Source organism: Flavisphingomonas formosensis (assembly GCF_009755815.1).
Classification (GTDB): Bacteria; Pseudomonadota; Alphaproteobacteria; order Sphingomonadales; family Sphingomonadaceae; genus Flavisphingomonas; species Flavisphingomonas formosensis.
In genome coordinates this window covers 1-20,408 of the sequence record NZ_WRPK01000004.1, presented here as the reverse complement: position 1 = coordinate 20,408, position 20,408 = coordinate 1, and the positions used below count along the sequence as shown (strand labels likewise).

General features: G+C 65.8%; 19 protein-coding genes. 9 read left to right on the top strand and 10 right to left on the bottom strand.

What is annotated here, in order from left to right:
* The 3 genes from GQY20_RS12210 to GQY20_RS12200 all read left to right on the top strand — a co-directional run bounded on the left by GQY20_RS12210 (position 1) and on the right by GQY20_RS12200 (position 1,604).
* Positions 1 to 624, top strand: coding sequence for a TetR/AcrR family transcriptional regulator (locus tag GQY20_RS12210; protein WP_198350937.1), 624 nt, complete (start codon positions 1 to 3; stop codon positions 622 to 624).
* 23 nt (positions 625 to 647) lie between these two features.
* Positions 648 to 1,067 carry a hypothetical protein gene (locus GQY20_RS12205; protein ID WP_232476024.1) on the top strand — a complete coding sequence of 140 codons (420 nt, stop codon included), beginning with the start codon at positions 648 to 650 and terminating at the stop codon, positions 1,065 to 1,067.
* Positions 1,068 to 1,166: 99 nt separating this feature from the next.
* On the top strand, positions 1,167 to 1,604 hold the full coding sequence (locus GQY20_RS12200; RefSeq protein WP_157217381.1) for a hypothetical protein: 438 nt from the start codon (positions 1,167 to 1,169) through the stop codon (positions 1,602 to 1,604).
* Positions 1,605 to 1,629: 25 nt separating this feature from the next.
* Here the strand turns inward: GQY20_RS12200 and GQY20_RS12195 are convergent, their stop codons facing one another.
* From GQY20_RS12195 to GQY20_RS12160, 8 genes are all read right to left on the bottom strand, one after another.
* Entirely contained in the window at positions 1,630 to 2,253 is a 624-nt protein-coding gene (locus GQY20_RS12195) for a TetR/AcrR family transcriptional regulator (RefSeq protein WP_157217380.1), read from the bottom strand.
* Positions 2,254 to 2,422: 169 nt separating this feature from the next.
* Positions 2,423 to 3,676, bottom strand: a complete 1,254-nt coding sequence (locus tag GQY20_RS12190; RefSeq protein ID WP_157217379.1) for an MFS transporter — start codon at positions 3,674 to 3,676, stop codon at positions 2,423 to 2,425.
* Positions 3,673 to 4,767: an amidohydrolase family protein gene (locus GQY20_RS12185; RefSeq protein WP_157217378.1), complete on the bottom strand. Its 1,095-nt coding sequence runs from the start codon at positions 4,765 to 4,767 to the stop codon at positions 3,673 to 3,675. The genes GQY20_RS12190 and GQY20_RS12185 overlap by 4 nt, the downstream gene beginning before the upstream one ends.
* A 181-nt stretch (positions 4,768 to 4,948) precedes the next feature.
* Entirely contained in the window at positions 4,949 to 7,420 is a 2,472-nt protein-coding gene (locus GQY20_RS12180; RefSeq protein WP_157217377.1) for a TonB-dependent receptor, read from the bottom strand.
* A gap of 195 nt (positions 7,421 to 7,615) precedes the next feature.
* On the bottom strand, positions 7,616 to 8,767 hold the full coding sequence (locus GQY20_RS12175; RefSeq protein ID WP_157217376.1) for a thiolase C-terminal domain-containing protein: 1,152 nt from the start codon (positions 8,765 to 8,767) through the stop codon (positions 7,616 to 7,618).
* Entirely contained in the window at positions 8,764 to 9,144 is a 381-nt protein-coding gene (locus tag GQY20_RS12170; RefSeq protein WP_157217375.1) for a Zn-ribbon domain-containing OB-fold protein, read from the bottom strand. Before GQY20_RS12170 ends, GQY20_RS12175 begins: the two co-directional genes overlap by 4 nt.
* Positions 9,145 to 9,372: 228 nt before the next feature.
* Positions 9,373 to 11,862, bottom strand: coding sequence for a CaiB/BaiF CoA transferase family protein (locus GQY20_RS12165; protein ID WP_157217374.1), 2,490 nt, complete (start codon positions 11,860 to 11,862; stop codon positions 9,373 to 9,375).
* Positions 11,863 to 11,976: 114 nt separating this feature from the next.
* Positions 11,977 to 12,996 carry an AraC family transcriptional regulator gene (locus tag GQY20_RS12160; protein WP_157217373.1) on the bottom strand — a complete coding sequence of 340 codons (1,020 nt, stop codon included), beginning with the start codon at positions 12,994 to 12,996 and terminating at the stop codon, positions 11,977 to 11,979.
* Positions 12,997 to 13,402: 406 nt separating this feature from the next.
* Here GQY20_RS12160 and GQY20_RS12155 point away from each other — a divergent pair, with 406 nt between their 5' ends.
* Both GQY20_RS12155 and GQY20_RS12150 read left to right on the top strand, forming a co-directional pair.
* On the top strand, positions 13,403 to 14,737 hold the full coding sequence (locus GQY20_RS12155; protein WP_157217372.1) for a carbohydrate porin: 1,335 nt from the start codon (positions 13,403 to 13,405) through the stop codon (positions 14,735 to 14,737).
* 108 nt (positions 14,738 to 14,845) lie between these two features.
* Positions 14,846 to 15,121, top strand: coding sequence for a hypothetical protein (locus GQY20_RS12150; RefSeq protein WP_157217371.1), 276 nt, complete (start codon positions 14,846 to 14,848; stop codon positions 15,119 to 15,121).
* A 95-nt stretch (positions 15,122 to 15,216) separates the two neighbouring features.
* Here the strand turns inward: GQY20_RS12150 and GQY20_RS12145 are convergent, their stop codons facing one another.
* Together GQY20_RS12145 and GQY20_RS12140 are read right to left on the bottom strand one after the other, a co-directional pair.
* The gene (locus tag GQY20_RS12145; protein ID WP_157217370.1) at positions 15,217 to 16,047 is read right to left on the bottom strand and encodes an acyl-CoA thioesterase; all 831 of its coding nucleotides are present in this window, start codon (positions 16,045 to 16,047) and stop codon (positions 15,217 to 15,219) included.
* Between the two features lie 101 nt (positions 16,048 to 16,148).
* A complete protein-coding gene (locus tag GQY20_RS12140) occupies positions 16,149 to 17,153 on the bottom strand; it encodes an aromatic ring-hydroxylating oxygenase subunit alpha (protein WP_157217369.1) in 1,005 nt (334 codons plus the stop codon).
* Between the two features lie 267 nt (positions 17,154 to 17,420).
* Between GQY20_RS12140 and GQY20_RS12135 the strand changes: the two genes are divergently transcribed.
* From GQY20_RS12135 to GQY20_RS12120, 4 genes are read left to right on the top strand one after another with little or no spacing between them, the layout of a single operon-like run.
* Positions 17,421 to 18,575: an acetyl-CoA C-acetyltransferase gene (locus tag GQY20_RS12135; RefSeq protein WP_157217368.1), complete on the top strand. Its 1,155-nt coding sequence runs from the start codon at positions 17,421 to 17,423 to the stop codon at positions 18,573 to 18,575.
* On the top strand, positions 18,575 to 19,033 hold the full coding sequence (locus GQY20_RS12130) for a MaoC family dehydratase (protein ID WP_157217367.1): 459 nt from the start codon (positions 18,575 to 18,577) through the stop codon (positions 19,031 to 19,033). Before GQY20_RS12135 ends, GQY20_RS12130 begins: the two co-directional genes overlap by 1 nt.
* Before the next feature lie 2 nt (positions 19,034 to 19,035).
* Positions 19,036 to 19,356, top strand: a complete 321-nt coding sequence (locus GQY20_RS12125) for a 2Fe-2S iron-sulfur cluster-binding protein (protein ID WP_157217366.1) — start codon at positions 19,036 to 19,038, stop codon at positions 19,354 to 19,356.
* Between the two features lie 25 nt (positions 19,357 to 19,381).
* Positions 19,382 to 20,266 (top strand): SDR family NAD(P)-dependent oxidoreductase, encoded by an 885-nt coding sequence (locus GQY20_RS12120; RefSeq protein WP_157217365.1) that lies wholly within the window; start codon positions 19,382 to 19,384, stop codon positions 20,264 to 20,266.
* Positions 20,267 to 20,408 lie beyond the last annotated feature (142 nt).

Here is a 20,408-nt window from a genome sequence, read left to right as displayed (position 1 = left end):
ATGAACCCGCGCGCTGCGGTGCTTGCCTTCCCCGCGCCTCGCGCGCGGGGCCGGCCGCGCGATCCGGAGGTGGATGCCCGCGTGATCGGCGCTGCGCGGCGGCTGCTCGCCGAAAAGGGCTATGAGGCACTGAGCTTCGAGGCGATCGCGCAGGAAACCGGCATCGGCAAGCCGACCATCTACCGCCGCTGGCCGACCAAGGCGCATCTCGCCGCCGAGATCGCAACCGGCGACGGCGCCGAGGGCCTGCCCGACATCGTCGTCCAGGAGGGGCTGGCGGCACAGATCCGCGCGATATTCGCGCAGGCAGCAAGCTTCTACGGCAGGCCCGGGATGAAGGCCGCGGTGCTCGGCGTGCTGGCCAGCGCGCAGTCGGATGCGGCGCTACGCGACCAGTTCAACCGGCTGGAGGAGGCCACACGCGGCGAACTGCGCACCATCGTCGCCAAGGGGCAGGCCGCCGGGCTGATCCGCGACGGTATCGACGTCGACACGCTGTTCGACATGATCAGCGGCAGCGTGATCTTCCGCATGATGCTCAGCGAAGCGCCGATGCCGCGCGATTATGTGGACGCCGCCGCCGCGCAGATCGTGCGCAGCCTCGCGCCTGCCGCGACCGAATAGAATTCACCACACAGGAGAAGATGATGAAGGGCCCCGAGGCGATTTGCAAAAGCTACGGCCAGGCGATGCTGGACAAGGACGGCCGCGCGATCGCCGGTCATTATCTGTTTCCCTATATCTCCTTTACCAATGGCGGGGTCCACACCTTCGACGACCGGGCGACCGCCGACGAAGCCTGCACCGGCCAGGTCGCGCGTTTCGAGCGGACCGGCGTCGGCTCCGACATCCGCCTCAAGGATTTCAAGGTCGTCCCCGTCTCCGCGGACAGCGCGCTCTGCCACCTCACCTGGGAAGTCTTTCCCGAGAACGGCACGCCCGGCTGGACCTGGCTCAACATCTACGGCTATCGCCGCCGGGGCGACGAGGAAGGCTTCGAATTCAACATCTCCGACAATGAGATCGGCGAGTTGCTGAAGCGCTTCCCGAACTTCTTCGAACTATAATTTCGCAGGCGCTCACGCGAAAGAAGCGGGTATTCCATAAAATGCGTCATGCTGAACTCGTTTCAGCATGACGAAAACAACGACAGAGAGGAACCCGAAATGGCCGCACCCGTGCAATGGGCACGATTCCTGATCGTCACGATCATCGCGTCGATCCTGATCTTCGTCCTCGATATCGCCTTCCACCAGCATCTGGCGCCGGTGCTGTTCGGCGACTATCCGGCGGCGGACTATCCGTCGCGGCCGCCTGCCGACATCATGCCGCTGCTGCCCTTCCTGTTCCTTACCTATTTGCTGCAGATGCCGATGTTCTGCTATCTGTTCCTGCGCGTCTATCCGGGGCGCGGCATGGGGCCGGCGATCTGGTGGGGTATCTGGGGCGGCTTCTTCGTCGTCATCCCCAACATGCAGTTCTTCGTCGCGGTCGATCACACCACGTGGAAGATGCTGATCCTGCAAGTGATCGAAGGCATTGCCCTGATGATCTTGCTCACCGCGATTTTCGAGATCGCCTATCGCCCGAAACCGCGGGGCTGATTTTCGACGGCCTGCCAGGCCTTGCTCAAGCCTCCGCCGCCCGGTGGCGCAGGATCAGCAGGATCTGGTGCGCGATGTCGCGCGGGCTCGCCGATCCCTCCGGCCGATACCAGATGGAAATGCTGTTCATCATGCTGAGCAGCAGCTTGCGCAGGATGGCGCGGTCGACGCCCTCGGGAAAGGGCACGGCCGCCAGCAGCTCGCGAAAGATCCGCTCATAGGGCTCTCGCTGCACGCCCAGCGTCTCGCGCGCCTGCTCGCTGAGGCCCGGCGGATACATGAGCACGACGAGAACGCGAAAGCCGCTGCGGTCGAGCAGCGCCTCGGCATGCGCGATCAGCGCCGCCTCCAGCCGCGCCCATGGATCCTCGACGCCGGCAATCCCCGCCTCGAGCGCGCGCTGCATCTTGGCGACGCTTTCGCCGGCCACCGATACGAACAGCTCCTCCTTGGAAGAGAAATGGTGATAGAGCGAAGCGGGCATCAGGCCGGCCGCAGCGGCGAGATCCCGCATCGACGTCGCCTCGTAGCCGCGGCTGGCGAACAAGGTGCCGGCAATCTCCTGGATCGCGCGGCGGCGCGTTTCGGGCAGCCCGGCGCCCCCCTCCTCGCCCGATGCGCGCATCGCCTTGCCGGATCGCCGTGCCACCTAGCGGAGCCGCCCGCCGGCCGGGCAGTGGGTCTTGCGCTCGATCATCGGCTTCCGTTCTTCCATCTCATCCCGAATATATGCCGCCCGCCGTCATGGCGCCGCCATAGCCGCTGCGCGCGCCGCGTGCAAAAAGCGCTTGAACCGGTCGTCCGAAACGGGGGCTCGCTCAACCCGCCAGTGCGGGACGGTCCCCTCCACCCGGTTCGCCGCGCGCCGGCATGCGCGCCAGGAAGATGAGCAATATGGTCAGCAGCGAGGCCGCCAGGAAGATCCGGAACGCCTGCGCATAATCCCCGTGCGCGTCGTAACTCGCGCCGACGAAGCGCATCGCCGTCATCGAGAGCGCGAGCGAGATCGGCCCCATCGCACCCATCACGCTGCCGAAGGAGCGCGCCCCGAACAGGTCCGCGATCAGCGCGTACCAGACCGGGATCGTCCCGCCCAGCACCAGCCCCATCACGCAGCACACCGGCAGCAGCACCGCATAAGGCGGCTCGCCCAGCAACAGTGCGAGGAAGGCGGCGTTGGAGAGAGCGATGACGCAGAACAGCAGCCGCTTGTCGACGCGATCGGCTAGCGCGGCGATGGCGAGCTTGCCGGCAATGCCCGCGCCGGTCAGACAGGACATCAGGAAACCGGCCTCGACCAGGCTCAGCCCGCCATCGGTGGCGAAGGGAATGAGCGAGGCGAGCAGCGCCTGATCCACCGCCATCAGCGTGCCGGCGGCTAGCGCCACCAGCCAGAAATTGCGCAGTCGCAGGAAATGCATGACAGGGATCGGCGCTGTGCGCGATGTCGCCGTGCGCGCGCCCGCGTCTTCCGTCGGCCCATCCGGCCAGTCGCGTACCACCAGCAGCGCCAGCAGCACCACTACGACGCCGACGGTTATCCCCTCGATCATCATCGCTGCGCGCCAGCCGACATGGGAGACGAGCCAGACCACCAGCGGCACCACCACCAGGCCGCCGGCAGAGGTGGACGCGGCGATGATGCCCATCGCCAGCGCCCGCCGGTCGCGCACCCAGCGCACCGCCAGGGTCGTGCCGATCAGCGATCCCGTCGCCACCCAGCCGAAGGCGAGCGGCACCAGCAGCGCGACGGCGATCACCCAGAGATTGCTGGTCGACGCGATCGCGACAAAGGCGCCTGCGAACAGGAATCCGGCGACGACCAGTATCCAGCGGGCCGAGGCGCGGTCGATCATCCTCCCGATCATCGGGCCGGCCACGGCCCCACCGAGCTGGAGCAGCACCAGCCCCATGTTCACCGCGGCGCGCGACAGCCCCAGTTCGGCACTGATCGGTTTCACCAGCACGCCGAAGGCGTAGAGCGTGGTGCCGACGCTGAGCATGGTGGTGACGAACATCGCCGCCACGATCGCCCAGCCCCGGCCGGCGGACGCGCCGGCGGCCATGCTCATTTCAGTGCGAACATCCTGAGACCATTGTCGCAGGTGATCTTCCTGCGGTCCTCGGCCGAGACACCCGCAGCGGAGAATTGCTTCTCCATGAGTTCGCGGGAATTCGGCCAGGAGGTCGCCGGATGCGGGAAGTCGGTGGACCAGTAGAGGCAGTCCGGTCCGAAATATTCATAGCAATATTTGAGGCCGAGCGGCTCGTACATGAAGGTCGCGCCCATCTGCCGCTTGAAATATTCGCTGGGCAGCAGCTTGAGATTCGGGAACTTGTAATGCCCCTGGACGATGCGCCCGTCGAGCACGGTGTCGAACAGGAAGGGCAGCCAGCCCAGCCCCGGCTCGACGAACATCACCTTGAGCTTCGGGAATTTCTCCATCGTGCCCGGCAGGATCCAGAAGGCGATGGTCTCGGCCAGCGCGAGGCTCGGCAGACCGAGCGCGATGCCCTTCTGCGGGGTCGGATCGCGCTTGATATGTTCGTAGCTCTTCTCGTTATTGTCGAGATGGTTGAGGATGGTGAGCCCGGTTTCCTGGAGCGCGCCCCACAGCCGGTCATAATCCTCGTGATAATAATCCTTGAGGCCGATCTCGCTCGGGAAGGACGGCAGCTGCACGCAGCGCGCGCCTTTCTTCGCGATGCGCTCCACCTCCTTGATCGACGCGTCGACGTCATAAGGCAGCAGCTGATAGGCGCAGAGCAGACGCTCCGTGTCAATCGAGGCGAAATCGCCGATCGCGTCGTTGAAGCCGGACAGCATCTCCTGCCAGTCCCGGCCCATGATCGACGGGCCGCACATCTTGGCGCCGCCCACCTCTGGGAAGATCACCTCGGCGAACACGCCGTCGCGGTCCATCGCCTTCAGTTTTGCGTGCGGTTCATAATGGCCCGGATCGTTCCAGGCATAGGGATCCATGATGTCGACGATGTCGGGAATGAAGCCGCCGCGCTTGTCGAGCTCGAGCTGCTGATACCGCTTGTTGCCGTCCACCCATGTCTGGCGCAGCCGCTCGGGCAGCCGCGGCGTCACCCATTCGTCGGTGAAGAAGACGTGCGAGTCGACGGAAACCAGTTTTTCCTGTGGAGCGCTTGCCATGACTCTCTCTCCGCTTGGTCTTTGGACGCCTGTGAATGGCGTAAGCCCCGCGCGGAGCGCTCGACATGGCAAAAGCTGACAGAGGACGGCACAAAAACTAACAGCATGGCCGGCCAGCTTCCCAAAAAAAGAAGGCCCGGCAGCGGGCCGGGCCTCCAAGTGGGAGCCGATGACTAAGCGCTCAGCGCGTGGCAGAAGTTCCGAAGCGATAGCGCAGCTGGACGCCCATCATGCGGGGTTCGCCCCAGGTGTCGGCGACGACGCCCAGCGAGGCATAGGTGGTGAGGCGGCCCTGCACATAATGCTTGTTGGTGGCGTTGGTCACGAAGAAGGACGCGTCCAGCGGTTTTCCGCCGATCTGGTTCCAGTCGACCCGCACGTCGAGCGTGCCGTATCCTGGCAATTTCGCATAGGGCACTTGCGGCGTGTTGAGCCCGTAGAAGCTGCTCTGATGCGAATAGCTGACGCTTGGGATGACCCGGCCGACGCTTTCCGGCAGCGGCAGTTCGTAGCGTGCGCTCAGATTATATTTGTTCTTGGGCGAGAAGGTGAAGACCAGAGGCGAGGAAGACGCATATTTGGCGTCGGTATAGCTGTAGAAGCCGGTCAGTTCGAAGCCGGCAAAGGGTATCAGCGCACCTTCGAACTCAACGCCCTTGATGCTCGCCTTGCCGCCGTTGACGATCACCGACGTCGCCTGGCCGTTCACGGTGATGCCGGTCTGTTGGATGATGTTGTTGTACCAGTTCTTGTAGACCGCGACGTTCGCCCGCAGCTTCGCATCGCCGCCAAGGCTCCAGTCGGTCTTGGCGCCGAGTTCGAGATCGGTCACGGTTTCGGGATCATAAGTCAGATATTGATCCGAAGGCGCTCCGAAGTTGAACCCACCCGGCTTGTAGCCGCGCCGCGACGTCGCATAGAAAAGCAGATCGCGCGTCGCCTGGTAATCGAGCGAGAAGGTCCATGTCGGCTGCCGGAACTTCTTCGACTGATCGAAACGGCAAGTCTCGTCGTTGAACGGTTTGCCGTTGCCCGGCGCGCCGCCCAGCGAACAATTGCCGGTGATCGGGTTGAACTGTTGCGCGGTGCCCGCCCGCTTGTCCCACGTATAGCGTCCGCCCGCCGTGAACTTGAGGCCCGGCAGGATTCCCCGCAGGTCGAGCGTCCCTTGGGCGAAAATCGCATAGGTATGGCCGAACGATACCGGGCGCTGGACGTTCAGCCCGCCGATCGTCGAGGAAATCGTCTGGGATTTGCCACCGGGCCGGCTCCATTCCGCAAAACCGCCGACGACCCAGTCCAGCATGTTGTCGAAGCTGTGCCCCTGCAATTGCAGCTCTTCGCTGAAATTATCCTGCGCCAGGAGATTGCCGTCCGCCTTCGTGTTCTTGATTCCGATCAGGTCCAGCGGCGTGCCTTCATAGTCGAACGCATAGCGCGACTGCTGATGGCTGTATCCGAAGATGTTGCGGACGGTGAGCGTGTCCGAGACGGTCCAATCCGTCAGGTTCGAGACGAGATGCGTCTTGGCATGGTAATTTTGCAGGAACCCGTCGAACACGCAGCGTATGCCGCACGCATCCTGCCGCGCCTGGATCGCCTCCAGCGTCGCGTCGGAGAAGAAGCTGAAGCGGCCCGCCGCTTTCGCGGCCAGCACCGTGTTGACGAAATCCGTCGAAAGACCGGAGGTCGGCGGCCCGCCGGCCAGGGTGAGCGGCAGCGGGTTGGTGAGACCGAAGGCGCTCACCACCGATGCGGGGAGCGCCGCGCGCAGGTCCGCCGCGAACACCGCATCGCGGTTGAAGGTACGCAGCACCGCGGCGTCGCCGTTCCGATTGCTCTGGAAATAATTGTAGATGGTGGTGTTGCGCAGGTTGCTCGCCGGCTGGAACAGGATCGAGATGCGGCCGCTCTGATAGTCGCGATCGTCCAGCTTCTGCGTGCCGAGGCTGGTGAAGCTGTTGTCGGCGTTGATGCGCGATGCATAGTTGGTGGTGAAGCCGTCGCGATGATATTCGACGCCCGCGATGCGGATCGCCAGCACGTCCTGGATCACCGGCAGGTTGACGGCGCCTTCCACGCCATAAAGTCCGTGGCTGCCCCCCTGCACCTGGATATAGCCGTCGGTCGAGAAGGTCGGCCGCCGCGTCTCGAACAGGATCGCGCCGCCGGTGGTATTGCGCCCGAACAGCGTGCCCTGCGGCCCCTTCAGCACCTGCACGTTCTGAAGATCATAATAGCTGCCGACGCCGGCCTGCCCCGGCACCTCGTTGAAATAGGTCTGCACCGAATTCACCGCGGTGGTCGCCACCTGCGCGCCCTGGCTGGCGCCGAGTCCGCGGATCGAGAAAGATTCGGTGGTGCGATTGACAGCGGTGGCGACGCTCAGCGACGGCACGATCTTCTGGAGATCCGCCGCGGTCTGGATATTGCGCTCACGCACGCTGTCCGCGCTCAGCGCGGTGATCGCGATCGGCACGGTCTGCAGGCTTTCCGCCTTGCGCCGGGCGGTCACGACGATGTCCTGGATCGCCACCGGATCGCTGCTCTCTCCCGCCGTGGCGGGCTGGGCGCCGTTCTGCGCGAAGGCCGGCGTAGCGAACAGTGCCGGCACCGCGGCTGCAGCCAGCATGAGGCAGCGTGAAGATGGCATATTTTCCTCCCCGATGAACGACGCCTGCCGGCCCGTTCATCGGGCGCGCGGTCGTTTCGGGGGGATTTAGGCTGCAGCCCCCCGCTGCAGCCAGAGCGGAAAACGACAATGCTTCGGTGCAAAAATCGACATGGCTTAAGAAGAAAAATACGACATCGTCATGCTGAAACCCGTTTCAGCATGACGAGCCGATGATTATAACGGACCCAGGATCATGCCGCTGCGGCTCGCCGAAACGAGCACATGCTGTGCCCCCGCCACCTGATTGGCGGCAGTGCCGCGGATCTGGCGGACGCCTTCCAATATGTTGTTGACGCCATGGATATAGGCCTCGCCCAAGAGGCCGCCATGGGTATTGACCGGCAACGATCCGGCGAGCCGAATGTGTCCGTCCCGGATAAAGTCCTTCGCTTCACCGCGCTTGCAGAATCCATGGCCTTCCAGCGCCAGGAACACGACGGGCGTGAAATTCTCGTAGATCATCGCGACGTCTATATCCTTGGGACCGAGCCCCGCATCCTTCCAGAGCCGCTCCGACATCGTCCGCGTCTCTTCGAATTCGGCGAGATCGTCGCGATAATAATCGAACATGATCTGCCCGCCGAAGCGATGCGACTGCGTCGCTGCCTTGACCCGTACGCCGCCATTCTTCATGTCCTTCGCGCGATCGGCGGAGGTAATGACGATCGCGACGCCGCCGTCGGATTCCTGGCAGCAATCGAGCAGGTGCAGGATCGGCTCGACGATCCAGCGAGAATTCTGGTGATCGTCCAGCGTGATCGGCTTGCCGTAATACCAGGCCGCCGGATTGGTCGCCGCATGGTCGCGCGCGACGACGACGTAGCGGCCGAGATCCTCGCTCGTCACGCCATATTTGCGCATGTAGCGCTGATACCAGAGCGAATAGATCTTGGCCGGCGTATCGAGGCCATAGGCGAAGTGGAAATCGGGCCCGCCCATCATCGCCGCATAACCACCCGCGTCCGGCTGCCCGAAACGCTTGCCGGAACGCTCGTTGAAGGCGCGATAGATCAGCACCGCCTTGGCAGCGCCAGAGGCGACCGCCGCCGAGGCGAGCTGCACAGTCGCCGATGCGGCAGCGCCGCCAAACGGCCCGCGCGCCGTCCAGTTCAACTCGGTAATGCCGAGGCAGCGCATGAGATCGAGCTCGTCATTGCTGTCGAGCGTGAAGGTGACCATGCCGTCGATGTCCGACGGCGAGAGCCCCGCATCGCGGATCGCGGCCAGACTCGCTTCGGCGGCGAGCTGCAATTCGCTGCGGCCCGAATCCTTGGAAAATTCCGTCTGCCCGATGCCGACGATCGCGGTGTCGCTAATGTTGCTCATGCCCGGCCCTCCATGACCCGGAATTGAGGCATGACATGGCCGTTGATCTCTTCGAAGAAGACTTCGACCGGCAAGCCCGGCTCGACATCGTCGAGCGCGATGTCGCGCAGGTTGGAGACGAGACGCACCCCCTCCTCCAGGTCGATCAGCGCGACGATCCGCGACGGCGATTCCACGCGCGAGGGATGGCGCGAGTCGATCCAGGCATAGACGGTCCCCCGCCCGCTCGCCTGCCGCGTGCCCCATTCGAGCGAATGGCACTGAGGGCACATCGGCACCGGCGGATGCGCGATCCGGCCGCACTCTGCGCAACTGCGCAGCAGGAGTCGTCCTTCACGGGCTCCCTCCCAGAAATAGATGTCGTCCTTCTGCGCCATGCCCTCTCCCCTATCGTGGTTCGCGTCAGCCTAATCTGCCGTCTCGGCGGCGGACAGCGCCGAAGGCGACAACGCAGCCATGCAAATTCGGACTGACGTCGATTGAAAGTCTGCGCTCCCTCACCACCGTTTGGGCTGAGCTTGTCGAAGCCCTCCCTTCCTTTTCGATCATGGACAAAGAAGGGAGCACTTCGACAAGCTCAGTGCAAACGGTGATGGGAGCCGTGCCTACTCCGCCGCCTTCGCCGGAGCATCCGGCACCGTGGTCGCCGGCGCCTCCCAGCGGCTGGCGAAGACGCGGTGCGTTTCGCCCGGTGCCCAGGCCATGGCGACGCTCTCGGCGAGCAGCGTCTCGATCTCCTCGTCGCCGCGGCCGAGCTCGGCGAGGATCGCCCGCGTATCCTGGCCGACGACCAGCGGCGGCCCCTGGATGGCGCCGGGCGTGTCGGAAAGGCCGACGAGCAGGCCGATCTGATCGATCCGGCCTACGAACGGATGCGGATAGGAAGTGACCCAGTTGCGGCGCTTGAGCTCAGGATCGTCATGGATGCGCCGCGAGATCTCCGGATCCGAGATTTCCGCCGGCACACCCGCGGCATCCAGCGCCGCGAGCCAGTCGGCCGCGCCGCGGGTGCGGAACCGCTCCGCCAGTGCCGCGCGCACCGCCTTGTCCTCGCCGTCCAGCGCGACGCCGGTCACCTCGGCAAGCGCCTTGCACTGCTCCGGCGAGACCGCCGCGATGCACAGCCAGCCGCCATCGCTACCCTGATAGAGACCATAGGTAGCGGCAAGGCCGCTCTGCATCCGGTCCAGCCGCGGCCGATCGAGCGCGCCGCCATCCGCCTTGGCGATGGCAAAGGAGCAATTGAGCAGCTGCGCGTTGACGATCGAGGTGTCGACCCGCTGTCCCTTGCCGGTCAGCGCCCGGTGGCGCAGCGCCTGGCAGATGCCGATCGCCGAGAGGAAGCCGTTGCCGGTGTCGCCGAAGGAGGTGAAGGACCACATCGGCTTGCCGCCGTCGGCCATGCCGCCATCCTCATATTGCACGCCGGCCAGGCAACCGCCGGTCTGGTCGTTGCCGGGCAGCGCCTGGCGCGGGCCATGCTCATGGCCCCGGGTGTGGCAGTAGATGAGGTCGGGCTTGATCGCCTTCAGGCTCTCATAGTCGATGCCGAGCCGCTCGGCCGCGTCATAGCGCATATTGTGCTGGACGACGTCGGCGCTGTGGATCAGCTCGATCAGCACCTGCATCGCGCGCGGATCCTTGAGATTCAGCGCGATAGAGCGTTTTCCGCGATTGGCCATGTAGGCGATGTGGTTGCGATGCCAGTAGGTGTCGTAGAGCGCGTTGACCTTGATCACCTCCGCGCCGAGATCGGACAGCAGCTGCGTGCCGAACGGCCCGGCGATCGCAAGGCCGAGATCGAGCACGCGAATGCCGGCCAGCGGCCCCTTCCCGCTTGCGCCCGATGCGCCCTTGCCGGCTTCGGCCGGCGCGGCGGCCGCCGCTTCGGCGCGCACTTCCGCACCATGCTGGTCCACCTTCGGTGCCTGGCCGCCTGGCACGCCGGGGCTGTCGGTAAGCGTGTAGCTGATGCCGACCTGGTGGATCGGCCCGAGCTCGGGATCGTCCACCGCCACCGCGCAGCGGTCCGCCACCATCAGCGGATCGGTCAGCGCCTCCTCGGGCGGACGCGCCTCCTGCATGGTGACGCCGGCCACGGCTGCCGCGTCCACCCAGGCCTGCGCCGGGAAACGCTTCATCGCCTCGGCCAGGATCGGCTGATAATAGGACATGGTGACCAGCTCTTCGGGCCCGGTGCCGAAGCGGTCGGGATCGTTCTGTACCGACAGGTCCGGCGTCGCGTCCAGCGTCTCGCCGGCCGATGCGGTCAGGATGAAGCGCGGATTGGGCACCCAATTGTGGATCCAGCGCCCGTCCGAACATTCATAATGGCCCTTGGGCGCGCGCGACCCGAGGATCCAGCTGTTGAACATCTCGGCATCGATGTCCTCGGCGCGCTGCCACACGCCGGCGCCGCCCGCCATCGCGCCCTGCAGCAGCGTCGCCTCGACATGCTGGCCCCGGCCGGTCCGCTCGCGCGCGAACAACGCCGCCGCGATGCCGAGCGAGGCCGAATAGGCGGCGCCCATGCTGGGATAGGGCACGGCGGAGAAAAGCGGCCCCTCGCGCGGCGGGCCCTGCACCCAGTCCGCCTCGATCTCGACGTCGGCGAACGGGTCCTCGCGGCCCGCCATATGGTTGAGCGCACCCTCCGGCCAGCCCCGCTGCTCCCACTGCAGCCCCGAGCGCGCCGCGACCAGGGCGTCGTAACCGGGACGGCCGGCATGATCCGGATGATCGCCATAGGCGGTGATCGAGCAATGGATCAGCCGCGGATTGATCGCGGCGAGCGTCTCATAGTCGATGCCGAGGCGCTTGGTGGTGCCCGGCGAGAAGCTCTCCACCAGTACGTCGGCGCCGCGCACCAGGTTGAGGAACAGCGCGTGGTCGCCCGCCTCCTTGAGATCGAAGACGGCGCTGCGCTTGCCGCGCTGCCACGCCTTGTAGCCCAGCTGGTCGCGGAACGGATCGCCTGCGGGCGGTTCGATCTTCGTCACCTCGGCGCCATGGTCGACCATCAGCATGGTCGTGATCGGCCCGGCGATCCCCCAGGAGAGATCCAGCACCTTGAGCCCGCTCAACACTCCACTCATTGCATCTCCTCCTCCGCATCCTGACGCTCTCGGGCGTCGGCACGGGCGGGGAAGGATAAGGTGACGACGGCCGGCGGCACAGATCGGAAGGTGACAACCGTGGCCGGCAAAACCTTACGCGGATCCTTCGGGCACTGTCTGGCCGGCGGCCACCATCGCACGATAGTCGGTCGGGCTGACCCCGACCCAGGAACGAATGGCGCGCGACAGGCCATTGGGTTCTGCAAAACCGGCGCGCAACGAAGCCTCGTGGATCGGCATGGCGTCGTCGTTGAGGCATTTGAGCGCCACTTCGCGCCGCACCTCCGCCTTCAGCGCGCGATAGCTCAGGCCCTTCGCCTCCAGTCGCCGCCGTAGCGTCTGCCCGCATATGCCGAGCTCGCGGGCCAGCACCTCCAGCTTGGGCATCACCCGATCACGCTGCAAATGCCCCTGCAGGCGTGAGCGGAGCGCCGCCGCCAGCCCCGTCTCGACGCCATCCACCGATACCAGGTCGACGGGCCGGGGAGCCAGGAAACGATGCAGATCCTCCACCTCGCGCAAAACCCGCCTGTCGAGCAGCGGGGCAGCGAAGCATAGCCGCGCGGCGGTGGTGCCGAACCGTATGTTGCCGCCCAGAACTTCGAAATAGTCGCCGAGCGCCACCGCCGGCTCATGCTCGAATTCCACGGACAGGATCGGAATCTCTTCGCCGATCAACCATTGGCCGTAGCGCTGCCAGAAGAGCAGCCACCACTCGGGCAGCACGCAGCGCGGATCGCGGCATGGATCGGCCACGGTCATCGAAATCGTGGCGACCGCTCCCTTCACCTCGAGCGCGAAGCCGACGTCACCGGTGAGCAGCGCATAGAATCGGAAGGCGCGGTTCAGCGCATCGCCCAGCGTTCGGCTCAGCGTCGTCAGCTCGCACATGAGCTGCAGCGATCCGATCGGCACCACATGCTCGGTCAACCCGCCGAACTCGTCGCCCATCAGCATCTTCGCGTTGCGCGAGATCGCCGCCAGCTCCTGCTGGCCGAACCGTTTGTCGTCCAATGCGGCGTCGGGACACAGCTGCTCGCGCCGCAGCCCCCGTGCTTCCGCGCTTTCGAGAAATGCGCGGGCATAATGATCGATCAGGGCTTCCGCCGCCATATAAGGTCTCCTCTCCGAAAACCCGGCGCCGCGGACTTCTTGGAACGGTCCGCCGGCAACCGATTCGAAATCTAACGATCGTTCGTTAAACTGCAATGTCCTTTTGCTGGGCTCGGTGGGAGCATAGCTGGCGCTGGCTGACCCTCCAATCCCGAAGCAATGCCGGCACCGACGCGACCAGGGGCGACAGGCAATTATCACGAAACCAGCATCCGCTATACGGGCCATGGCCCTGCCGCTCATCGGCCATGGTAGCGCGCGCTAAAATCCGGCCCGCGCGCGAAAGCGGCGCCGTTCGCGCGGTGTAACACATCGCCGCTAGACAAGCCGTCGCCCGTGGCTGATGGGCGCCCGGCGCGAATCCTGATCCAGTTTGCGAGCCGTCGCTCGCCCGAGGAGTTGAACGATGATGAACCGGACGGGTCCGGGATTGGCGCTGCTCGGCCTGGCTCTCGCCTCCTGGCCCGCGATCGCCCGCGCGGACGAGGACACGCCACCCGCCAAGGCCGAGAATTGGGCCATACATGCCCAGGCCACGTTCGTCCTCCAGGCGACGCCGGGCTTCCGTTCCCCTTATGCCGGCGCGAACAGCCTCACCCCGCATCAGGCCAAGGAGACCCTGGACGCCACCTTCTATGCCGGCGTTCGCCCGTGGAAAGGCGCGGAGCTGTGGGCCAATCCAGAGGTCGACCAGGGCTTCGGCCTGTCCAACACGCTGGGCGTCGCCGGCTTTCCCAGTGCCGAGGCCTATAAGGTCGGCAAGTCCGATCCCTATGTCCGCCTGCAGCGGCTGTTCTTCCGCCAGACGATCGATCTCGGCGGCGCGCGCGAGGCCGTCGCCGGCGCCGCCAACCAGCTCGGCGGCACGCACAGCGCGAACCGGATCGTGCTGACGTTCGGTAAGCTGAGCGTCGGCGACATCTTCGATACCAACCGCTATGCCCATGACCCGCGGGCCGATTTCCTGAACTGGTCGATCGTCGACAGCGGCACCTTCGATTATGCCGCTGACGCCTGGGGCTACAGCTATGGCGTCGCTGGCGAATGGTATCAGGGGCCGTGGACGCTGCGGCTCGGCGCGTTCAACCTCTCCAAGATACCCAATGGCGATACGCTGGAGCGGGACTTCAGCCAGTATCAGCTGGATGCCGAGATCGAGCATCGCCATCGCATCGGCGGGCGCGACGGCGCCGTCCGCCTCACTCTGTTCCGCAATCGCGGCCGGTTCAGCCGCTATGCCGACGCCATCGCGCTCGCCGCCGCGAGCGGCCAGCCGGTCGATCCCAGCCTCACGCGCCGCCCCACGACCCGCATCGGCGGCAGCCTGAACGTCGAGCAGGAGGTGACCGACACGCTCGGCCTGTTCGCGCGCGCGGGCATCGCCGACGGCTCGATCGAGCCATATGACTTCACCGACATCGATCGCACCGTGGCGATCGGCGCTGCGCTCGGCGGCGCCGGCTGGGGCCGGACGGACGACCGGATCGGCTTGGCCGCGGTCGCCAACGCCATCTCGAGGGCGCATCAGCGCTATCTCGATGCCGGCGGCCTCGGCGTGCTCGTCGGCGACGGCAGCTTGCCGCATCCTGGCAAGGAATGGATCGCGGAAGCCTATTATGACTGGCAGCCCGTCCGCGGCATCGACGTGACCGTCGATTATCAGCTGGTCGGCAATCCCGGCTACAATCGAGATCGCGGACCGGCGAACGTCTTCGCGCTTCGCCTCCACGGGGCGATCTGACCTTGGTGCCGGACGATTCTTACGGATCGGTAATGTCATGGAAAACGGTTCCCAAGGTCGCGGGGACCAAAATGCCGCCATGGTCGACTAAAGGCATGGAGGCCTGTCATGTTACGCATCTTCGTCGTTCCCGCCTTGGCTTCGGCGCTGCTGATTCCCGCCATGGCGAGCGCGCATGGCCAGGCCGGCGATGCGCCGGCCTCGGCTCCCGCCGTCGCGCCGCCGGGCGCGAACATACCGTTCCAGCCCGTGCCAGGCGCGAGGATCGTGATCGATCCGTCCGCCGAGGCCGCGGTCTTCGCGCCGCAACCCGCGACGCAAAATTATCCTGCCTGCTCGGCGCACGTCACGGACCGCTGCACCGAACCCCATAGCCGGGGATAGGCCGGGTCGCAGGGGGAACCGGCAGGGGCTTGCTCCTGACCGGTTCCCTTTGCCGGGACTAGAGCGATCGGTCCGATGCCCTAGGGCCGGTCGCTCTAGACGTCGGTGTCCGCCCGGGCATGCGCCCTCGGCGCATGGGCGGCACGAATGACCATCGACTGGCTGGCCATCGCCAGCAGCGTGCCATCCTGCGCGAACAGATGCATGCGGCCATGGCCGAAGCCATCGGCGGCTCCGTTCAGCGCGACGTCGCACAGCACCCATTCGGTCTCGACCAGGCTCAGGAAACGCATGCAATTGTCGAGGCTGTTGACCACGAGGTCGCGCTGCTCGCGGGCCAGCGCGTTGCCGATCGATGTCGGCACGAAATCGCCCATCAGCGCCAGCATCGGGCGATCGATCGGATAGTCCTGCGTCGGCCGGATCCAGAGGATCGCCCGCCCGTCGGCATCGCGATCGAAATCCCATCCCTTGGCGACACGCACCTCGATTCGCGTGTGGAGATCGTCGGGCGCCCGGTTCCAGCCGACCGCGGCAACGGGGCACTCGGCCGGCCCAGGCACCTCCGGCGGCTGGATCCATTGCCGGCGCGGGCCGTCCGGCCGCACCCCGAGCGAGAGCGCCGCGCCCAGCACCTCTCGCCCCGCGACATGCGCCGAGGCGCGGGCCTGCGAGGTGTAGCGCCCGTCGACCAGCGGCGACACCGCGATGTCGAGCCGCGATCCGATCGGCGCATAGCTCAGATATTGGGACGTCGCCCACACCGTGGCGCGGCCAAGGCTGCGCTCGACCGCACCGATGCAGGCACCCAGCCCGGCACCGCCGAACAGGAAACCGCCCGGCCCGCCGACGCATTGCCAGGGCGCGACCGGCATGTGCCATGTCAGCGGCCCATCGCCCGGTTCCAACGCAAAATAGCCCGCCATCGATGCTCCCCCGCCTCTCCGGCCCTTTGCCATCGGGGCCGACGCGGACGGAATATCGAAATCTTCCCCCAACGGATCGCAAAATGCGCCCGGGACGCGGCTCAACGCGCTTCGTGCGTGTCCGCATAGAATTGGCCGAACCATTCCCGCCACATCAGGATCGGCCCGTCGCCGTCGCACAGCAGCGGCTGCGGGCGATATTTCTTGTTGTTCCACACGACGAGGTCGACCGATTCGAAACCCGCCGAATCCTCGCCTTCGGCCGCGCCGATGGAATGGGTATAGAGATGCTCGGCGGTGGTGCGCTCCGCCGTGCCTTCGGGATAATCCTTGAAAGTGAAGGCCATGCGGGTGCGCGTCATCTCGCGGCTGACCGGCGTCGGCGTCGAGAACATCAGCATCGTCACGCCATCCTTGTTGAATCGCATGATCTGGATGCCAGGGCCATGATGCTCGCCGGTGATGAAGCCGTGGCCGATGTCCATTTGGAAGCGATGGCCGTCCGGCCGTCCCTCTCCGGGCGGAATCGACGCGCCGCCGTGCAGGAATTTGAGATGCGCGAAATCGACGCCATTCTCGCCGATCTCCTGGATCGCGGTGCCGATCATCCATTCGCCGCGGCGGATGGCGACATGATCCTCCGCTTCCAGTTCGGGCACGGTCGGCACGTCGAACAGCGGATCGATCGCATCGGGATGATACCAGCCGAAGATCGCGCCATAGCGCTCGACGATCGGCAGGCTGCGCAGCACGGGGCGCCGCCGGGCGAGGCCCGGCATCACCTTGGCGTAGGGAATCTTCTTGCACCAGCCGGCCGCGTCGAATTCCCAATGATGGAAGGGACAGCGGATATTGTCGCCGTCCACCACGCCGCCATGGCCGAGATGCGCGCCCAGATGCGGGCAATAGGGATCGGTCATGCCCACCGCCCCGCTCTCGCCGCGGAACAGCACCCAATCCTGGTCGAACAAATGGATGGTGCGCACCTCGCCCACCGCCAGATTGGCCGATTCCTCGATCATGAACCAGCCATAGGGAATGGGGAATGGGCAGCGTTCCAGTTCCTTGCCGGTCTGGATCCGCTCGATCGGGCTCATCTGATTCATCGTTGCTCTCCTCTCCGCGCGGCCGTGGCGCAGACATGTCGGCATCGGGATAAGCGAGTGAAAATTACCGAACAACAATCGAAAACGACCGTCTGCGACCATGGAACAATGATCATAACATACTGATCAACAATCTTATTTGCCGATAATTTGCACGTCTGGACCCGCCTGCCGGTTTTCGACGCCGATTTGAAAATGGCCGGGGCTTTCCTCGCCGCCCAACTCTCCCTAACGATCGTTCGAAAGGTTCGAATCGCGGAGGGATGGATGCCGGAAGCCTATATCATCGATGCCGTGCGCACGCCGACGGGGCGCAAGAAGGGCACTCTATCCGGGATGCACCCGGCCGATCTCGGCGCGGTGGCGCTGCAGGCGATCGTGGAGCGAACCGGGATCGACGCCGGGCAGGTCGACGACGTGGTGTTCGGTGTGCTCGAGGCGATCGGCCCTAATGCCGGCAATCTGGCCCGCACCGCCTGGCTGGCTGCCAGCCTGCCGCAGGACGTTCCCGCGGTGGCGGTCGATCGTCAGTGCGGCTCGGCCCAGCAGGCGATCCATTTCGCGGCGATGGGCGTAATGAGCGGCCTGCAGGATCTCGTGATCGCCGGCGGCGTCCAGAATATGAACGCCATCCCGATCCTCGCCTCGATGCAGGCCGGCACGCATTTCGGCTTCGACGATCCCTTCTCGGGCTCGGCCGGCTTCACCCGGCGCTATGGCAAGGAAGAGGTCAGCCAATATCGCTCGGCCGAGATGATCGCCGAGAAATGGGATCTGAGCCGCGAGGAGATGGAGCGGTTCGCCCTCGCCTCGCATCAGCGCGCCGCCGCCGCGATCGCCGAAGGGCGCTTCACGGACCAGATCGTGCCGGTGGGCGATTTCGACACGGACGAGACGGTACGCGCCGATACCACGCTGGAGAAAATGGCCAGCCTCAAGACGCTGACCGAAGGCGGCCGCATCCACGCCGGCATCTCCAGCCAGAATGCCGATGCCGCCGCCGCGCTGCTGCTCGCTTCCGAAGCCGCGGTGAAGGCGCATGGCCTGACGCCGCGCGCGCGCATCCACTATCTCGCGGTGCGCGGCGACGATCCCGTATGGATGCTGACGGCGCCGATCCCGGCGACGCGCTATGCGCTGGAAAAGAGCGGCCTGTCCGTCGACGACATAGATCTGTTCGAATGCAACGAGGCGTTCGCCAGCGTGCCCATGGCCTGGATGAAGGAACTCGGCATTCCGCATGAGAAGGTGAACGTCAACGGCGGCGCGATCGCGCTCGGCCACCCGCTGGGCGCCACCGGCGCGCGGCTGATGACGACGCTGCTCGCCGAGCTGGAGCGCACCGGCGGCCGCTATGGGCTGCAGACGATGTGCGAGGGCGGCGGTCTCGCCAATGTGACGATCGTGGAGCGGCTCGGCTGATGCCCGTAATCTTCGCATCTCCGGCCGAGTTGCTGGGCCAGGAGGGGCGCGACCTCGGCGTCACCGAGTGGCTGGCGATCGATCAGCGCCGCATCGACGGCTTCGCCGAAGCGACCGAGGATCGCCAATGGATTCATGTCGATCCGGCCCGGGCGAAGGCGGGGCCGTTCGGCGCCACCATCGCCCATGGCTATCTGACGCTCGGCCTCTTCGCGCATTTCCTGCCGCAGCTCATCGACGTGCGGCAGCTCGCAATGGGCATCAATGTCGGCCTCGATCGGCTGCGCTTCCTCGCGCCGGTCCGGGTCGACGCGCGCATCCGGGGCCAGGGCACGATCCTTGGCGCCGAGGAGATCAAGGGCGCGGTGCAGCTCACCACCCGTCTCACCGTCCAGATCGAGGGCGAGGACAAGCCGGCCTGCGTCGGCGATGTGCTCGGCCGCTATTTTCCGGCCTGACCGTGGCGAAGATCGAGGTGAGGGCGCGGGACGGCGCCGTACAGACGGTTGAGGCGCCGGACGGCACGGTGCTGATGCGGCGCCTGCGCGATGCCGGCCTGGGCGTCGCCGGCACCTGCGGCGGCATGTCCTCCTGCGGGAGCTGCCATGTCTATGTGGAAAGCGGCGGCGAACGGCTCGCACCGCCGGGCGAGGACGAGGCGGACATGATCGCCGCACTGGCGGATGTCGTGGAGGTGCGACCCGAATCCCGCCTCTCCTGCCAGATCGTGATGAACGCGGACAGCGACGGGCTGGCGATCGAAATCGCCCCGCAATTCTGATCTGCGGGTGGAAGGGAGAGGAAGCATGGATTTTTCGGGTCAGGTCGCGATCGTGACCGGCGCCGGACGCGGGCTGGGGCGGGCGCATGCGCTGGCCTTCGCCCGCGCAGGTGCGAAGGTCGTCGTCAACGATCTCGCCGGCAGCGACGGGGATCCGGCGGCCGCGGTGGCTGCCGAGATACTGGCGGCCGGGGGCGAGGCGGTAGCGAACGGCGCCTCGGTCACCGATCGCGCCGCGGTGGACGCAATGGTGGCGGAGACGCTGGAGCGCTGGGGCCGGATCGACATCCTCGTCAACAATGCCGGCATCCTGCGGGACCGCAGCTTCGGCAAGCTGACCGAAGCCGATATGCGCGACGTGATCGACGTCCATCTGATGGGCGCCTTCCACTGCACCCAGGCGGTGTGGGAAACGATGCGCGCCCAGGCCTATGGCCGCATCGTGATGACCACCTCCGCCTCCGGCCTGTTCGGCAATTTCGGCCAGGCGAACTACGGCGCGGCGAAGCTGGCGCTGGTCGGCCTCATGCAGACCCTGTCGATCGAGGGTGCGCGCTACGGCATCCGCGTCAACGCCATCGCGCCCTCGGCCGCGACGCGCATGACGCAGGACATTTTGACCGAGGACGTGCTCGCCGCGATGACGCCCGAGCGCGTCTCACCCGCCGTGCTGTTCCTCGCCTCGCGCGATGCGCCGACGCGCTGCATCATGACGGCGGGCGCCGGCGGCTTCGAGATCGCCGAGATTGGCATGACCCAGGGCATAATGGTCACCGGCGATCCGACAGGCTTCGCAGACATCATCGCGAGGCGCTTCGACGAAATCGCCGATCGCACCGACGCCATCGTCCCGGCCAATGCGATGGAGCCGCCGATGCACCAGATGGCGAAATTCGCGCAGACGGCCTGAGCGGGAAAGTCGGCGCCGCATCAAAGCTGATGGGGTGGACGCCCCCCGACGGCATCGATGTGCCAGAGTGGAGGTGTTTGAAGCACCACTGAGGGAGGCGTCCGTGTCGCAAGCTATCACAATCGGGCTGGATATCGCCAAG

Coding starts and splice junctions, on each gene's coding strand:
- GQY20_RS12210 (WP_198350937.1), top strand. CDS start 1: ATGAACCCGCGCGCTGCGGTGCTTGCCTTCCCCGCGCCTCGCGCGCGG.
- GQY20_RS12160 (WP_157217373.1), bottom strand. CDS start 12,996: ATGGCGGCGGAAGCCCTGATCGATCATTATGCCCGCGCATTTCTCGAA.
- GQY20_RS12205 (WP_232476024.1), top strand. CDS start 648: ATGAAGGGCCCCGAGGCGATTTGCAAAAGCTACGGCCAGGCGATGCTG.
- GQY20_RS12190 (WP_157217379.1), bottom strand. CDS start 3,676: ATGAGCATGGCCGCCGGCGCGTCCGCCGGCCGGGGCTGGGCGATCGTG.
- GQY20_RS12165 (WP_157217374.1), bottom strand. CDS start 11,862: ATGAGTGGAGTGTTGAGCGGGCTCAAGGTGCTGGATCTCTCCTGGGGG.
- GQY20_RS12180 (WP_157217377.1), bottom strand. CDS start 7,420: ATGCCATCTTCACGCTGCCTCATGCTGGCTGCAGCCGCGGTGCCGGCA.
- GQY20_RS12120 (WP_157217365.1), top strand. CDS start 19,382: ATGGATTTTTCGGGTCAGGTCGCGATCGTGACCGGCGCCGGACGCGGG.
- GQY20_RS12155 (WP_157217372.1), top strand. CDS start 13,403: ATGATGAACCGGACGGGTCCGGGATTGGCGCTGCTCGGCCTGGCTCTC.
- GQY20_RS12185 (WP_157217378.1), bottom strand. CDS start 4,767: ATGGCAAGCGCTCCACAGGAAAAACTGGTTTCCGTCGACTCGCACGTC.
- GQY20_RS12175 (WP_157217376.1), bottom strand. CDS start 8,767: ATGAGCAACATTAGCGACACCGCGATCGTCGGCATCGGGCAGACGGAA.
- GQY20_RS12130 (WP_157217367.1), top strand. CDS start 18,575: ATGCCCGTAATCTTCGCATCTCCGGCCGAGTTGCTGGGCCAGGAGGGG.
- GQY20_RS12135 (WP_157217368.1), top strand. CDS start 17,421: ATGCCGGAAGCCTATATCATCGATGCCGTGCGCACGCCGACGGGGCGC.
- GQY20_RS12145 (WP_157217370.1), bottom strand. CDS start 16,047: ATGGCGGGCTATTTTGCGTTGGAACCGGGCGATGGGCCGCTGACATGG.
- GQY20_RS12170 (WP_157217375.1), bottom strand. CDS start 9,144: ATGGCGCAGAAGGACGACATCTATTTCTGGGAGGGAGCCCGTGAAGGA.
- GQY20_RS12200 (WP_157217381.1), top strand. CDS start 1,167: ATGGCCGCACCCGTGCAATGGGCACGATTCCTGATCGTCACGATCATC.
- GQY20_RS12150 (WP_157217371.1), top strand. CDS start 14,846: ATGTTACGCATCTTCGTCGTTCCCGCCTTGGCTTCGGCGCTGCTGATT.
- GQY20_RS12140 (WP_157217369.1), bottom strand. CDS start 17,153: ATGAATCAGATGAGCCCGATCGAGCGGATCCAGACCGGCAAGGAACTG.